This is a genomic window from Micromonospora sp. NPDC049048 (assembly GCF_043197615.1).
Classification (GTDB): domain Bacteria; phylum Actinomycetota; class Actinomycetes; order Mycobacteriales; family Micromonosporaceae; genus Micromonospora.
Genome location: NZ_JBICTM010000002.1, coordinates 156,834 through 170,867 on the forward strand (window position 1 = coordinate 156,834; position 14,034 = coordinate 170,867).

General features: G+C 73.6%; 13 protein-coding genes and 1 pseudogene. 6 read left to right on the forward strand and 8 right to left on the reverse strand.

The genetic code is table 11. The features are described from left to right. Positions 1–104 precede the first annotated feature (104 nt). From ACGFIG_RS06115 to ACGFIG_RS06130, 4 genes and pseudogenes are all read left to right on the forward strand, one after another. Positions 105–569 (forward strand): VOC family protein, encoded by a 465-nt coding sequence (locus ACGFIG_RS06115; protein WP_392999754.1) that lies wholly within the window; start codon positions 105–107, stop codon positions 567–569. Between the two features lie 62 nt (positions 570–631). Next, positions 632–1,132: pseudogene (locus tag ACGFIG_RS06120) on the forward strand (DUF6244 family protein); the annotation flags it as partial. A gap of 189 nt (positions 1,133–1,321) precedes the next feature. Then, positions 1,322–1,720, forward strand: a complete 399-nt coding sequence (locus ACGFIG_RS06125; protein WP_393001327.1) for a hypothetical protein — start codon at positions 1,322–1,324, stop codon at positions 1,718–1,720. Between the two features lie 16 nt (positions 1,721–1,736). Then, positions 1,737–2,189, forward strand: a complete 453-nt coding sequence (locus ACGFIG_RS06130; RefSeq protein ID WP_392999756.1) for a SitI3 family protein — start codon at positions 1,737–1,739, stop codon at positions 2,187–2,189. Positions 2,190–2,245: 56 nt separating this feature from the next. On the opposite strand, the gene ACGFIG_RS06135 is transcribed toward ACGFIG_RS06130, so the two are convergent. Both ACGFIG_RS06135 and yidD read right to left on the reverse strand, forming a co-directional pair. Continuing rightward, complete coding sequence (locus tag ACGFIG_RS06135; RefSeq protein WP_392999758.1) at positions 2,246–2,734, reverse strand: hypothetical protein; 489 nt, start codon at positions 2,732–2,734, stop codon at positions 2,246–2,248. Positions 2,735–2,910: 176 nt separating this feature from the next. Beyond that, complete coding sequence (gene yidD / locus ACGFIG_RS06140) at positions 2,911–3,342, reverse strand: membrane protein insertion efficiency factor YidD (RefSeq protein WP_392999760.1); 432 nt, start codon at positions 3,340–3,342, stop codon at positions 2,911–2,913. A gap of 125 nt (positions 3,343–3,467) precedes the next feature. Between yidD and ACGFIG_RS06145 the strand changes: the two genes are divergently transcribed. Then, positions 3,468–4,025, forward strand: coding sequence for a hypothetical protein (locus ACGFIG_RS06145; protein ID WP_392999762.1), 558 nt, complete (start codon positions 3,468–3,470; stop codon positions 4,023–4,025). Positions 4,026–4,099: 74 nt separating this feature from the next. Here ACGFIG_RS06145 and ACGFIG_RS06150 read toward each other — a convergent pair whose 3' ends face one another. Both ACGFIG_RS06150 and ACGFIG_RS06155 read right to left on the reverse strand, forming a co-directional pair. Next, on the reverse strand, positions 4,100–5,245 hold the full coding sequence (locus tag ACGFIG_RS06150; protein WP_392999764.1) for a hypothetical protein: 1,146 nt from the start codon (positions 5,243–5,245) through the stop codon (positions 4,100–4,102). 241 nt (positions 5,246–5,486) lie between these two features. Further along, positions 5,487–7,865, reverse strand: a complete 2,379-nt coding sequence (locus ACGFIG_RS06155; protein WP_392999766.1) for an acylase — start codon at positions 7,863–7,865, stop codon at positions 5,487–5,489. A 171-nt stretch (positions 7,866–8,036) separates the two neighbouring features. On the opposite strand from ACGFIG_RS06155, the gene ACGFIG_RS06160 reads away from it, so the two are divergent. Further along, complete coding sequence (locus tag ACGFIG_RS06160; RefSeq protein WP_392999768.1) at positions 8,037–9,560, forward strand: gluconokinase; 1,524 nt, start codon at positions 8,037–8,039, stop codon at positions 9,558–9,560. Between the two features lie 13 nt (positions 9,561–9,573). Here the strand turns inward: ACGFIG_RS06160 and ACGFIG_RS06165 are convergent, their stop codons facing one another. The 4 genes from ACGFIG_RS06165 to ACGFIG_RS06180 form a co-directional block, all read right to left on the reverse strand. Next, on the reverse strand, positions 9,574–9,858 hold the full coding sequence (locus tag ACGFIG_RS06165) for a putative quinol monooxygenase (RefSeq protein WP_392999770.1): 285 nt from the start codon (positions 9,856–9,858) through the stop codon (positions 9,574–9,576). A 28-nt stretch (positions 9,859–9,886) separates the two neighbouring features. Then, positions 9,887–10,645, reverse strand: a complete 759-nt coding sequence (locus tag ACGFIG_RS06170) for a MerR family transcriptional regulator (protein ID WP_392999772.1) — start codon at positions 10,643–10,645, stop codon at positions 9,887–9,889. A 598-nt stretch (positions 10,646–11,243) separates the two neighbouring features. Further along, complete coding sequence (locus tag ACGFIG_RS06175; RefSeq protein WP_392999774.1) at positions 11,244–12,851, reverse strand: hypothetical protein; 1,608 nt, start codon at positions 12,849–12,851, stop codon at positions 11,244–11,246. Beyond that, positions 12,848–13,957, reverse strand: a complete 1,110-nt coding sequence (locus ACGFIG_RS06180) for a hypothetical protein (RefSeq protein ID WP_392999776.1) — start codon at positions 13,955–13,957, stop codon at positions 12,848–12,850. The genes ACGFIG_RS06175 and ACGFIG_RS06180 overlap by 4 nt, the downstream gene beginning before the upstream one ends. Between the last annotated feature and the right edge of the window lie 77 nt (positions 13,958–14,034).

The following is a 14,034-nucleotide window of genomic DNA, read 5'->3' on the forward strand; positions in this document are numbered from 1 at the left end:
CGGAGCCGGTACGGGACTCGGCCACCGGAGCCCGGACGGGACTCGGCGTCGACGCTACGGTGGCGGTGAGCGGTGCCGGGTCGCACGTGGAGGGTCGTCGGGTGATGGAACAGCGGATCAGCCTCGTGACGCTCGGCGTCGCCGACGTGGCCCGGGCACGCGCCTTCTACGAGCGGCTCGGCTGGCGCGGCCAGGAGGTCGAGGAGACGGTCTTCTTCCAGGCGGGCGGCCTGGCGCTGGTGTTGTGGAGCCGGGAGAAGCTGGCCGCCGACGCGGGCGTGCACGACCGGGGCGCGGGCGGGTTCGGCGGGCTGACGCTCGCGCAGAACGTCCGCTCCCGGGGCGAGGTCGACGACCTGCTGACGGCGGCGGCCGACGCCGGGGCGCAGGTGACCGTGCCGGCGCGCGAGACCTTCTACGGCGGCTACGCCGGCTGCTTCGCCGACCCCGACGGCCACGTCTGGGAGATCGCCTGGAACCCGGGCTTCCCCCTCGGCCCCGACGGCTCACTCACCGTCCCCGACTTCGACCCGCCTGGGAATAGGAAGAGTGACAGCGATACACATTGATGCGGGCTTGCACCTCAGCCGTCTGGCACCTTGACCGCCTTCGATCGGAGGGCACCAGCCGCATGCCACACATCGAGAAGATCAACGGCGAGTTCCGTGCGCTGTTGGCGGGCGTCGAGCGAGCGCGAGGGCTGGCAGCCGCCGCCGACAGGAGGGCGCAGGAAGTCGGTCTGCGGGCCGCGGGTAGCGGCTTCACCACCGTGGCGGCAGGCACCGCCCGCGTACGCGACAGGATCAAGGAACTTCACGACGCCCTGGCGGATTTCGCCGACTCGATCACTGCTGCGGCGGGAGCCTCCGCAGCCGTGCCCCGCGAGGCCACGCCCGCGGAGGCGGCTGCCCTACTGCAAACCGTACTGAGCGAGATCGACCGGGCCCGCAGCGCCACGGTCGAGGCCATCGCCCACATCCAGGGGGCGCAGCAGATTGTCGCCGTGATCCTGCACGGCGGCCAGCCTGGGCCACTGCTGCACGCCCTGGACGGCATCAAGCAGGTCCTGCTACCAGTGGCGCAGCGCACCAGCGCCGCCCGGCAGGTCGTCGAATCGGCAATCGCCGAGGTGCGACAGTTCGGGGCCACACCGGTGAGCCCCGTTTCTGCCGTCACCACCCCCCGACCTTCAGCCGCTACCGGTGAGACCGCCCGCACCGGCCTCGGCCCAGCTTCGTCCTGGGACAGAAGACCGACAGGAGTCGTCGGCGGATCGCCGACGGGAGCACCGACCAGGATTCCTCCGAAGTCGGATGACGAGGTGCGACGTTCACTGGAACTGGAGAACGAGTGCGCCGACACGATCGCCGACCGGGGTTATCGGGTCCACCAGAACCCCACCCGGTTGGAGATCGCAGCAGGCAGGTTCAGCGCTGGCGACACGGGAGATCCGCAGAAGACTCCGGATTACCTGATCGAAGGCCACGTGTTCGACTGTTATTCTCCCACTCCCCCGAAGACGGTGCGCGGCATCTGGGCCGTGGTCTCGGAGAAGGTCGAGAAGGGGCAGACTCAACGCGTGGTGCTGAACCTGGAGGACTGGACCGGGGACCTCGCCGCCCTTCAGAAGCAGTTCGACGACTGGCCCGTGCCCAGACTGAAGGAACTCGTGGCGGTGCAGCGGAGTGGTGCGATCGTGCAGATCGTCCGGCGGAACTGAGGGAGTGACTGCGAGGATGGCCATTGAGTTCCAGTTGACGCTGGCAGGTGAGATTCCCCTCGACGAGGTGGCCCTGCTCGCCGCACCGAACGCCGTCGAGACGCGCACCGCGTCCGGGAACCGCATGCTCACCTCGGCCCTCAACGAGGAATGCGGCTTCGTCGTCGACATCACCGGGGGCACCCACGGCTACTACGAGGCTGAAGACGACGACGGTTCGCTGTGGGTGTGGGAGCCGGACACGTACGTCGACATCGGTTTCTACATGCGCAAGGACGTCCTGGGCGACAAGGGGATCCCCAGCATGCTCGCGACCACCGCCCGGGTCCTGAGCGAACGGACCGAAGACGCGGCCCTGCTGTTCAACCATGACCAGCTGCTACTGACCCGCGTCGCGGGGAGCCTGCGCAAACACCGTCCGACGTGGTGGAGCCACCACGAGGCGGACGACCAGATCGTCCGGCCGTAGCCGCCGCGCCGGGCGGCGGAAGGGCCCACACACCGCCGCCCCCGGGCCGGCGGCGATCAGGAGGCGACGCGGCGGGGGTACGCGTCGGCCTCGCGCGCCCACTGCTCGGCGGCCATGGAGAGCGCGTCGGCGGAGACGATGAGCGTCAGCGGGTAGACCGCGCTGGGCGGCTGCCGTCGCATCCACGGAGGCAGGGACTCGTACGAGAACTCGACCGTCAACGCCAGTCGGCGGCGGCGCAGCACGCGGGTGCGGAACGCCAGGTTGGGCTCGGTGAAGCGGGCCACCGCCGAGGGCTCCGCCGGGTCGCCGGTCGTCTCGGCCTGCTGCCGCAACCAGCCCGCCAGCGCGTACGCCTCGGCCACCGTCAGGCAGGGATCGAGGTGCGACCATGCCTGCCCGTCGGCGGTGCGGGCGTCGGTCTCGACGAGCAGCCAGTCGTCCCACTCCGCCGCCTCGTCCGGGTCGTCCGGCGGCCCGACCCCGGGCTGGTAGCCCACCGGCCGGATCCTCACCCGGGCGCCGTCGTCGGAGCGGATCTCCATCCTGCCATCATGACCGATCACAGGGGCGCGGATGGCGGCATCCGCGCAGCCCACCCCGCTTGGCCGGCAGCGCCTCGGGGCCCTCGGCGGCCCGGTCAGCGCCGGCAGCGCCTCGGGGCCCTCGGCGGCCCGGTCAGCGCACCGGAGCGTCGGCCCGGAGCGGCGCCGGCCGCCGGTCAGCGCAGCGGGTCGTGAGTGCCGCGCGGCACGTCGGGCCGGCAGCGGCGCAGCCGGTCGGCGGCCATCCGCCCGCCGACGGCCAGGCCGTGCCGCTCCACGGCGGCGAGCCCGTACGCGCTGCACGTCGGGGTGTAGCGGCACTGCCCGGGCCAGCGGTGCGACAGCCAGCGCCGGTAGCCGAGGATCGCGGCGCGTCCCGCGCGGTCCACCAGCGGCGTGCGTGCGGCGGCAGCGGCGGGTCGCGCCGACGCCCCGCCGGGCGCAGGCCTCGCCCCGCTGGGCGCGACGAGCCGGGCGAGCAGCGCGCCGAGGGTGAGCAGGAACGAGAAGAGCCCCAGGTCGCAGCAGGGCACGTCGCAGTCGCAGACGTCGCAGTTGTCGAAGCGGCTCTTCTTCTTGCGACGCCGGTCGCCCTTCAGCTTGATCACAGGGAACATGATGCGACGACCGCGCCACCCCGAACCCCCCGGGTGGCGCTCCGGGGTGACCGGTCGGGGGCCGGTACGGGAAGTCCCCGATGGAGCACCGTGGGCCGGGCGACGACGCTGGACACATGACCGACACCGATGCGCGATCGTCGATAGGAATCGTGCCGGCGGCCGCCGTCGGCGGCCCGGCGTTCCTACTGCTCTACGGCCTGCTCCGCCTCGTCGACGGCCTCGACGGCGACCGGGGCGATGGCTGGGCCTGGGACGTCGGCCACACCTTCTTCCTCGTCGGGATCCTGCTCTTCGGCGCGCTGGTCCTCGGGCTGCGCCGGCTGCTGCTCGCCGCCACGCCCCGGCGGCGGGCGCTCACGGAGACGGCGACCGTGCTGGGCCTGATCGGCGTGGCCGCCTTCGTCTGGGTGATCCTCGGCGACCTGTTCCCGGGTCTCGCCGACGCCGCGCCGCTGCCCGAGCCGGTCATGATGCTGGGGCCGCTGCTGTTCCAGGTCGGCCTCCTCACCCTGCTGGTGCAGGCGGGGACCACCCGGCCTCGGCTGCTGCCGCTGTGGGTGCCCGCGCCGGTCCTGCTCGGGTTCCTGGGCATCGCCGTGAGCCTGGACCTGCTGCCGCTGGCCGCCGCGCTGATCCTCGCCGGCCTGCTCCCTCTGCAACGCCTCCGCTGAGCGCCCGCTCCCACGCGATCGGGGTGACACGGCGATCTCCGCACCCCCGGTCGGCACAGCGGGGCGCCGAGGGGTCAGCGCCAGACGGTGCGGCGCACGCCGTCGTGGGCGGCGCAGGCGTCGCGCCGTCCGCCGGTGAGGCTGACCGAGCCGTCCCCGCACTGCACGAGGTAGCCCCGGCCGGCCCAGAAGTCGGGTACGCAGTCGAACCAGTCGCAGACCTCGACGGCCGGCTGGCGGATGCGGTCGCCGCCGCAGAAGTCGTACCCCATCGGGTTGGCGGGGGCGCCGCAGCGCCGCTCGCGGGCGGGCGTCGGCGTGGGCGAGGTCGTGCCGCGTCGCGGTTTCGACGCGGCGGGCGGCGCCTTCGGCGGTGCGGCCGGGAGGACGACCGGTGGGGCGGCGGAGGTCGGCGCGGGGGTGGCGGCGACGGCGACCTCGGGGCCGGTCGGGTCGGAGGGGTCGGTGTCCAGCAGCGCGGCGGGCACCAGCAGGGCGATGCCGGCGGCGACAGCCACGGTGCGCCGGCCGCCGGGCACGAACGCGAGGGGCCTGGCCTGCGCCGGGGTGGCGATCTGCGGCCGGAACGGCTTGAGCTGGGCGTGTTCGGCGATCGCCTCGTCGAGCTGGTCGAGCACCGCGTCGCGCTGCTCGATGGCGTCGGCGAAGGCAAGGGTCAGCTTGAACCGGAAGTCGGCGGCGACGTCGGCGGGAAGCATCAGGCCGGAGGTGCGCCGCCGGTCCAGCACCTGCATCAGGGTGACCGGCGCGTGCGGGTCGTGGGCCAGGCCGGTCATCTTCCCGTACGCCCAGTCGCGCCGGCCGCGACCGCCGAGCAGCACCAGCCGCCGGTTGGTGATCACCGCCATGCCGGCGTCGGCGATCCGGATGCCGTCGGGCCTGCGGGGCCGCAGCGGCGCGGCCGTCGGGGCGACGGTCAGGTCGGGTGCGGGCAGCACGGTGGTGTGCCGGACCTCCACCAGTTGCGCGGCGGGCAGCACCCAGAAGACCGCCTCGTCGGGCGCGAGTTCCAGGGGCAGGCCGATGCCCGCCGTCGCGGAGCCCCGGAACTCCTCGGCGAGGGTACGCAGGCGGCGCAGTTCGTCGTCGCGTCGTCGCCATGCCCTGTCGGCGCTGCGGAACTCCTGCCGCCGCCGTTCGTTCTGCCGGTGCACCCACCGGTACCGCCACGTGGAACCCGTCGAATCAGTCCTTGCCATGCCGACTCCTTCGCCGCGCAGGCCACCAATCGGGGTGTCACCGGGATCAACTGTGACAACGGCCGGCGGGGACACGAAGCAACGGGGCAAAATGGCCGAACGACGACCCAAATCGGACGATAGTCGGATTTCGCCGGGCCGGAGCAGGCCCACCGGGCGTGTCGCAGCGGCGGTGGCGGAGCGCGGGTACGGGCGCGCCCGCCCGGTCAGCGGCGGCCGGGCGGGCGCGACGGGCGGCGGGTCAGTGGCGGCGGCCCTCCCCCACCCGGTAGGTGCGCAGGTTCGGGTCGGCCTTGATCTGCGCCTCCGTGTACTTGATGGTGTCCCAGCCCTTGCCCGAGTAGAGCCGGGTCTGGTCGCCGTACCAGGGCGAGTTCGGGTTGCTCGACTGGGAGTAGGTGAGGATCTGCCGCCCCGATGGGCCGTTCGGGCCCAGCTCGACGGCCATCACGAAGGACGAGCCGTGCACCACCTTCGGGTAGCCGACGCCGGGCGCCAGCGGGCCGATGATCATGTTGAACACGCCCGCCTCGGCACGTCCACCGTGGATCGGGATGCGCCGGTCGCCGCGCGGCTCGGTCTGGATGTCGCCCAGACGCGCGTCGAGCGGGATGCCGGCGAGCTTACGGACGGCGTCGGCGAGCGCGGTGAGCACGCGCGGGTCGGCGGTGTTCAGCCGGCTCGGCGTACGCACCGGGTCGGTGGCGTCGAACGCGTCGGCGAACCGGATGCCGCCGGACAGGGCGAACTCGGTGAACAGGTGCGCGCCCCGGCTGTCCAGGTCGACCCGCAGGTCCCAGCCCTGCAACGCCGCGCACGCCCCGCGCAGGTCGACGGTCGTCCCGTCCGACGCGGTCGCGGTGGGCCGGGCCGTGCACAGCGCCACCAGGTCGTCGCGGACGAGTTCGCCGCCGTACGCGCGGTTGCCGAAGACGGTCTGCCAGAGCCGGGACGTCGTGTAGCCCCGCCCGGGCAGCCCGTCGGTGCCGGCGAGCCGCTCCCGCACCTGCTCCACGCCGAGGCGCGTACGCAGGCTGCGCTCGGTGCGCTCGTTGCCGATGATCCGCGGGTAGCCCTCCAGCGGCGCCTCGGGGTTGGCCAGCCAGTGGCTGTCGTTGGAGTTGGTCACGTAGTCGGCGCGGAACCGGATCGGCAGCTTCGCCGGCCCGAGGATGCCGGGCACCGCCGCGTCGGGGTCCCGCCCCAGCGCGCAGGCCGACCGGGAGCCGTCGAGGACCGCTTGGCCGCTGGACGCGTAGAGCGGCTGGAACGGCGCGGGGATGCAGGCGGCGGCCAGCTCGTCGGTGACCCGGGGCACCACCGAGTGGTCGGCGTAGAGCGCCTCACCACGGGCGTCGGCGGCGATCACGTTGACCCAGGGCAGGAACTGGTACCGGTCGAGGACCTGCTTCAGCTCGCGTACCGTCTTCGCCCGGCCCATCTCCAGCCAGCCGTCGAAGGCCCGGTTGTTGGTGGCGTTGACGTCGGTGATCGCGTACGCGGCGGTGGTGGTCCAGTCGAAGGTGCCGGGAACGACGACCACCGGCCCGAAGTGGGTGTCGTGGAAGGTGCGGCTGACCGGCACCGTGCCGCCGCCCGGGGCGGGCACCTGGACGGTGACCGTGCGGGTCGTCATCTTCCGGGCCCGGCCGTCCACGTAGTACGAGGTCGGGTCGCCGGGGACCAGCGCGAGGCGGTGCCAGACGAAGCGGCGGGCGGTCGAGACGGTGTGGCTCCAGGCGAGGGTCCGGTTGTGCCCGATCTCGATGATCGGGTCGCCGATCAGGGCCGCGCCCGCCACGTCGTAGCGGCCGGGGACCTTCAGGTGCATCCGGTAGAAGCGTTCCGCCCCGTCCCACGGGAAGTGCGGGTTGGCCAGCACCATCCCGCCGCCGTGCGTGGTGGCCCGCGCGCCCAGCGCGTACGCGTTGCTGCCGACGCCGGCGGGCGCGCCGTCGCTGGCGGCGACGACCGCCTCGGCCCCCGGCGCGTCGAGGACGGCGGCCGGGCCGGTGGCGGCGGGCGGGGCGGCGGCCACGATCCCGTCGAGCACCGCCCGGGATCCGGCCCGCACCATGCTGGCCCAGCTCGCCCGCCACATGTCCAGCTCGGTCAGCGGGCGCACCCACGGCTTGCCCCGGCACGCCGGGTCGGTGAGGTTCGCCGCGCCGGTGCGGCGCAGGTAGCTGTTGTAACCGGCCACGAAGCCGCGGATCTGGTCGCGGACCTCGTTCGACGGGGAGTGCACGCCGTCGCGGGGCCCCTGCAGCAGCCGCTCGGCCGTGCGGTCGTCGATCGCCTTGCGGTGGAACAGGTCGCTGCGCACGTTCGCGTCCGTGGGGCTCGCGGCCCCGAAGTAGCGGGACCGCTCGCCGTTGACCGTGACGACCTTCTCCGCGATGACGCAGATGTTGTCCTCGGCCTGCACGTGGCCGACGCCGAAGCCGAGGCTGGCGAAGTTGCGGGCGGTGATGTGCGGGACACCGTACGACGCGCGGCGGATCTCCGCCGAGTAGCCGCCGTCGCGGTGCTGCGCGGCGGCGGGCGGTACGCCCGTGACCACTGTGGTGGTGACCGTGGCGAGGGCGGTGACCAGTGCGCAGAGCGGCCTTGGTCTCATCGGGACTTCCTCCCGTCGGGTGGACGTGTGAGAGATTCACACCGATCGGATTCTCGCCGCGCGCGGGCGTGCCGAGGAAGACCCGAGCCGGAAACGGGTTGTTCCCCCTACGGGCCGCCCCGACGCTGGGTAACGTCGGCGGCACCCAGGGTCGGCGAGGGGGTGGGACCGGTGGACGACGCGCGACGCCCGGTGGTGATCGGCGTCGACATCGGCACCACCAGCACCAAGGCGGCGGCGTACGACGCGAGTGGTGCGCGGCTCGCCCACCACTCGGTGGGCTATCCGCTCGACGAGCCGCACCCCGGCTACGCGGAGCAGGACGCGCGGCACATCCACGCGGCGGTGCTGGAGACGATCCGCACGGTCGTGGCGGAGCTGGACCGGCCGGTCGCCGGGCTCTCCTTCAGCACGGCCATGCACAGCCTGATGGGCCTGGACCCGGACGGTCGTCCGCTCACCCCGTCGGTCACCTGGGCGGACTCGCGGGCCAGCCGGCAGGCCGAGCGGCTGCGCGCCGCCCCGTCCGGGCTGGCGCTGCACCGCCGCACCGGCACCCCGGTCCACCCGATGGCCCCGCTGCCCAAGCTGCTCTGGTTCGCCGAGCAGCAGCCGGTGCTGTTCGGGCGGGTGGCGTACTGGGTGGGCATCAAGGACTGGGTGCTGCTGCGGCTGTGCGACACGCTGGTGACCGACCACTCGGTCGCCTCCGCGACCGGGCTGCTGGACCTGCGCCAGCTGTCCTGGGACGAGGAGGCGTTGGGCATCGCCGAGATCACCGCCGAGCAGTTACCGCAGCTGGTGTCCACCACCACCGTGCTGCCCGGCCTCACCGCCGAGACGGCCGAGGCGACCGGGCTGCCCCGGGACACGAGGGTGGTCGTCGGCGCCGGGGACGGCCCGCTGGCCAACCTCGGGCTCGGCGCGGTCGCCCCGGGCGTAATGGCCTGCTCGATCGGCACCAGCGGCGCGATGCGGGTGATGGTGGAACGCCCCGGCGTCGACCCGCTCGGCGGGGTGTTCTGCTACGCGCTGACCGAGAATCGCTGGGCGGTCGGCGGGGCGATCAACAACGGCGGCATCGTGCTGGAGTGGGCTGGCGAGGCGCTCGCCCCGGAACTGGGCGAGGACCCCGAGGAGGAACTGCTGGCGCTGGCCGCCCAGGCGCCGGTCGGCTCCGGCGGGCTGATCATGTTGCCGTACCTGCTGCACGAGCGTGCCCCGCACTGGAGTGCGCTGCCGCGCGGGGCGTACGTGGGGCTGACCAACGGGCACCGCCGCGCGCACCTGGTGCGGGCCGCGTTGGAGGGCGTCTGCCAGCAGTTGGCGCTGGTGCTGGCCTCGGTACGGGCCGCCGGCAACGAGGTCCGGGAGATCCACGCCGGCGGTGGCTTCTCGCGCAGCCCGCTGTGGCGGCAGATGCTCGCCGACGTGCTCGGCATGCCGGTGCACTTCCCCGCCGGCCACGAGGGCTCGGGGTTCGGCGCGGCGCTGCTCGGCATGCAGGCGCTGGGGCTGATTCCTTCCATCGACGTCGCCGCCGACCTGGTACGCATCGAGCAGACGGCCCGCCCCGACCCGGCCGCCGCCGCCGCGTACGCCGCCCTGCTGCCGCTGTTCGGCCAGCTCTACGACGCGCTGCTCCCCACGTTCACCTCGCTGCGCCGCCTCGCTCCGGGGTTGTCGCCGGACTGACCCGGCCCTCCGGTCAGGGAGCTTCGACGCCGGAGATGAGATACCGGTGCACCTCCGCGCCGCGGATCGCCACCGCCTGTTCCTCGGCGGGCCCGGAGCCCCGGAAGTCGAGCAGTTGCTCCTCGGACTCCCAGCGCTCGTAGACGTTGATCCGTCCCGGCTCGACCAGGTCCGCCCCGATCGCGAAGTCGACGCAGCCCGGCGCGGAACGCGCCTGCCCGACGACCTCCACACAGTCGGCGAGATACGCGTCCCGCTGGTCCGGATCGACGTAGAGACTGCCGGCGACGATGAGCACTGCTGACCTCCGGGGACGGCGTGCGCCCTCAGGCGCGGGTGATCGCGTTGGCGTGGATGGCCTCGCCCAGGTACTCGGCCATCCCAGGCCTGATCTTCTCGAAGTACGCGGTAAACCGCTCGTCCGCCACGTACATGTCGGCCAGCCCGGTGTGGATCTCGTACGAGCACTCGTAGAACCAGCGGCTGATCAGCTGCCGGTGCTCCTCGGCCAGGTCCATGGCCGCCGGGCTGTCCGCCGGCGCGCCGGAGGCCATCACCTCGGCGAACCTGCGCCCCCAGTCCTCGTTCTCGGCCCTGTTACGCAGCCAGTCGTCCTTGCTGTAGCGCGACGCGCGCCGGTTCGACTCCCGGTACGCCTCGCTGCCGCCCCAGCGCTGCTCGGCCTCCTCGGCGTGCGCGTCCGGGTCGAAGTCGCCGAAGACCTCGAACCGTTCCTGCGGCGTGAGTGGGATGTTCAACTTGCTCGCCTCCATCGCGAACTCGATCGCCGTGACCATCTCCTGGAGCCTCGTGATCCGGGCGGTCAGCAGCCCGTGCTGGCGGCGCAGGTGCGCCACCGGGTCACTGGCCGGATCGTCGAGGATCGCGGCGATCTCCTCGAGGGAAAACCCCAGCTCCCGGTAGTAGCGGATGTGCTGCAACCGCTCCAGGTCGGCGTCGTCGTAGCGCCGGTAGCCGGTGCCGCTGCGCCCGCTGGGCGAGAGCAGCCCGATCTCGTCGTAGTGGTGCAGCGTCCGCACGGTCACGCCGGCCGCCTTCGCCACCTGTCCCACCGTATGAGCCATGGTCTCCCTCCTTTCCGCCCACCAGGCTTCCGCCTGCCGTTACGTGAGGGTCAAGCCCGATTCTGGACCGGCCGGTCACACGCCTTGCTGCCCACGGGGCACTCCGGCCAACGGCAGCTGCCCGAGGGCTGAGGACAGGGTTGTCGGAGCAGATTGACTCGCCCGTCGAAACTCACTCAGCGCAACCCATCCGGAACATCACCCAGGGTCACCGCACCTTGGCGCACCGCAGCCTCTCCACTCGCCCTTTGCTCTGCAGCCACCACCGCACCACGTAGCCCTACCTGCCAATTCTCATTCAGGCATCAGATCGCGGCACTTACTCAGCGTGCCTGTTGCGTCGGTGGCTGCAGAGCAAAGGGCGCGGAAGACTGGCCCTGACGGGTCAAGAAATGCTACCGACAGTGATACTCGGCGTAGCTGTCAGGGCACGTCGGCCCGCAGGTCAGGCGCTTGCACGGCTGAAGGAGTGGCGAAGGCCAAGGCTCGCGGGGCACGCGGCACGGGCACACGGCACGGGCACGAGGGCATGGGGCACGAGGGCATGGGGCACGAGACCGCAGGGCACGAAGGAAGCCGCAGGGCACGTGAGCAGCCGTCAGGCCCACTCCTCGTCCGGGTCTCCAGCCCCGGCGAACAGCGGGGTCGTGGCGGGCGCGGCGCGCGCGAACGGCACAGGCACAGGCACACGCGCGAAAGGCGGGGCCGGGGCTGGCTCGGCGGACGGTTCCGGCGTCGCGGGGGTGGCAGCCGGTGGGCCGCCGTGGGTCCAGGGCGTCTCCTCGACGGCGGGGAACGCCCCCGCCGGCATGAAGGCGTCCGCCAGGGTGGTGTAGCAGAGCCGCTCGCCCACCTCGGGCACGCTGCCCGGCGGCGCGGTCAGCCCTCGGCCCATCCCGCCCGAGAGTTCCAGCACCACCTCGGTCTTGCCGTCGGCCGCCGGGGTGACGAAGACGACCCGGGCCTTCTGCGCCGGCCGGGCCGGCGAGTACAGCGTCGCGCCGAGCGGCATCGGCACCTGCTCGGTGGTGACCAGCTGGATCCGGGGGCGCAGCACCGGGCGCTTGCCGGTGTCGTCCACCCGCTTCGGGTCCGCCAGGGTGACCTCGCCGACGAACGCCTCCCCGGTCAGCCGGTGCTCCGCCATGACCAGCGGGTCGTCGTAGGCGCGCTGCACGGCGTAGGTGGCCAGGGCCCGTTCCAGCCGGTGCAGCCGCTGGGCGGCGGCGACCGCCCCGTCGCGGCGGGGCTGCGGTGCCCCGCCGGCGTCGACGTGTTCGGCGTAGCTGGTGAAGGCGTCCTTGTCGCCGTCCCACCGGCCGGCCACCCGGGCGCCGGGCGGCAGGCCGCGCAGCAGCCCCACACCGCGCCACATCAGCTCCCAGGTGGGCGCGAGCTGGTCGCGCAGCAGCCTCTCCAGCTCCGCGTACGCCCGGGCGCGCGCGACGGGGTCGTCCTCGGCATCCGCGTACGCGGCGATGGCCGGGGCGAGCAGGTGGTTGTCGAAGTCGGGGTCGGTGGCCGGGCCGGCGGGCGGGCAGGTGGCCGGGTCCTCGGCCCGGGCCGCCGCCTCGGCGCCGGTGAGCCCGACGGGCGGGTCGATCCAGCCGAGCAGCGCCGGCAGGTGCAGGTCCTCCACCACGCTCTGGCCGGTGGCCCAGTGCAGGGTCAGCGCGTCGGTCATCGCCAGCAGCGCCGACGAACCGGGATGCTCGGCCCGCTCGGCGAAGAACGTCAGCCAGCGCCCGAGCACCGGCACCGACGGGTGCACCGGATACTCCCCGTCGGGGCGGCGGAAGCGGGTGGAACGGCCGAGCAGCCGCAGGAAGGTGATCCCGGCGGAGTTCGGCACGAGCAGTTGCGGGGCGTCGACGTGGCGGTAGCGCACGTCCCGGCCCCGGTCGACCGGCACCGCCTCGGAGACGCCCCGGAAGCCGTCCAGGTAGGGCAGCACGATCCCGGCCAGCTCGGCCGCGAACGCGAACCGCTGGTCGCGGTTGCGCGGCTGCGGCACGATCAGCAGCCGTGCCGAGTCGGGCGTGTCGCCGACCATCGCCGCGAGCGGCGCGTTCGCCTCGCCGGCCATCGCCAGCGGCACCAGCACCAGCGGGCGCTCGCCCAGGTGCAGGTGCCGGACGGTCGCCACCGGCTGGGCCACCCCGGCGGCGAGCGCCTGGGCCCGGGCGAACGCGCGCAGCGTACTCATGCGGGGGTTCCCGCGAGGGCGTCGGCGCGCAGCCGGGCGGCGGCCCGCAGCAGCGCGGCGGCCTCCTCCTGCCCGGGCTCCGGAGCGCGCTCGCCGGCGGCCAGCGCCAGCACCTCGTCGACCTGCGCGATGCCGCCCAGCGCCTCCCGGACGGGCCGGCCCAGCGCCCCGGTGTGCCCGCGCGCCTCGTGCCGGCAGAAGTACGCCAGCTCGCAGGTCGCCAGGCAGTCGGGCGCGTAGCGCGCCTCCACCCGCGACAGCGCGGCCAGCAGCGCCGCGGGTTCGGTCGTGAGGTCCACGGTGAAGTCCTCGGGTACGGCGGCCAGCAGCGCGTCGAGCCGGGCCATCCGGTCGAGCTGACGACGCAGCACCAGCAGCTGTTTGCGCACGTCGACCAGGCTGGCCACCGGCTGGTTGGCGAAGTCGCGCGGGCAGACCAGTACCGCGTCGTGCGACACCAGCTCCGGGTCGTGCCCGGCGGCGGCGAGCAGCTCGCGCAGGGCCAGCACGTAGACGGCGGACTGGATCGCGGCGGCGGACACCTTGGCGGGGTCGGCCTGGCCGTCGACCACCGGGAACGACTTGATCTCGACGACGTGGAACCGGCCGGCGAGCCGGGCCGCCACGAGGTCCGGTTCCAGGTGCACCCGGCGTCCGGCGACGTCCAGCCCGAGCAGCGGGTGGTCGAACAGCGCGGCGGTGTCGTCCGGCGAGCCGGGGGCGGCGCCGGTCAGCAGCGCGGCGGAGCGCCGGTGCCGGGCGGCCGTGTCGTCCGCGACGCCGTCGCCGAGGTCCGTCCAGCTCGCCGCCGCCGGCACCGGTACGCCCAACCGCTCGGCGACCAGCCGCAGCAGCTCGGCCCCGCCGTCGGCCTTGACCTGTGCCTCGAACGCGTTGCCCCGGGTGATGGCGAAGCGGGACTGCCCGAACCGGGCGGGGAACCCGATCCGCTGGGCCAGCTTCGGCTTGTCCACCCCGGCGCCGTCCAGCACGGCCCGGCGGGTGCAGCCCGGGTTGCCGGTCAGGGCGGCGATGGTGCGCGCGTTGTGCCGCTTCGGCGGCACCTCGCCACGGATCGCGGCCAGTCGCTCCTCGCTGCTCGTCACGATCCGCCACGATAGGCGGTCCCGGCGACGGCCGCCGGGCGCCGCCCCGGCGGGGCGCTCCGCGCCGCCCGGTCCGG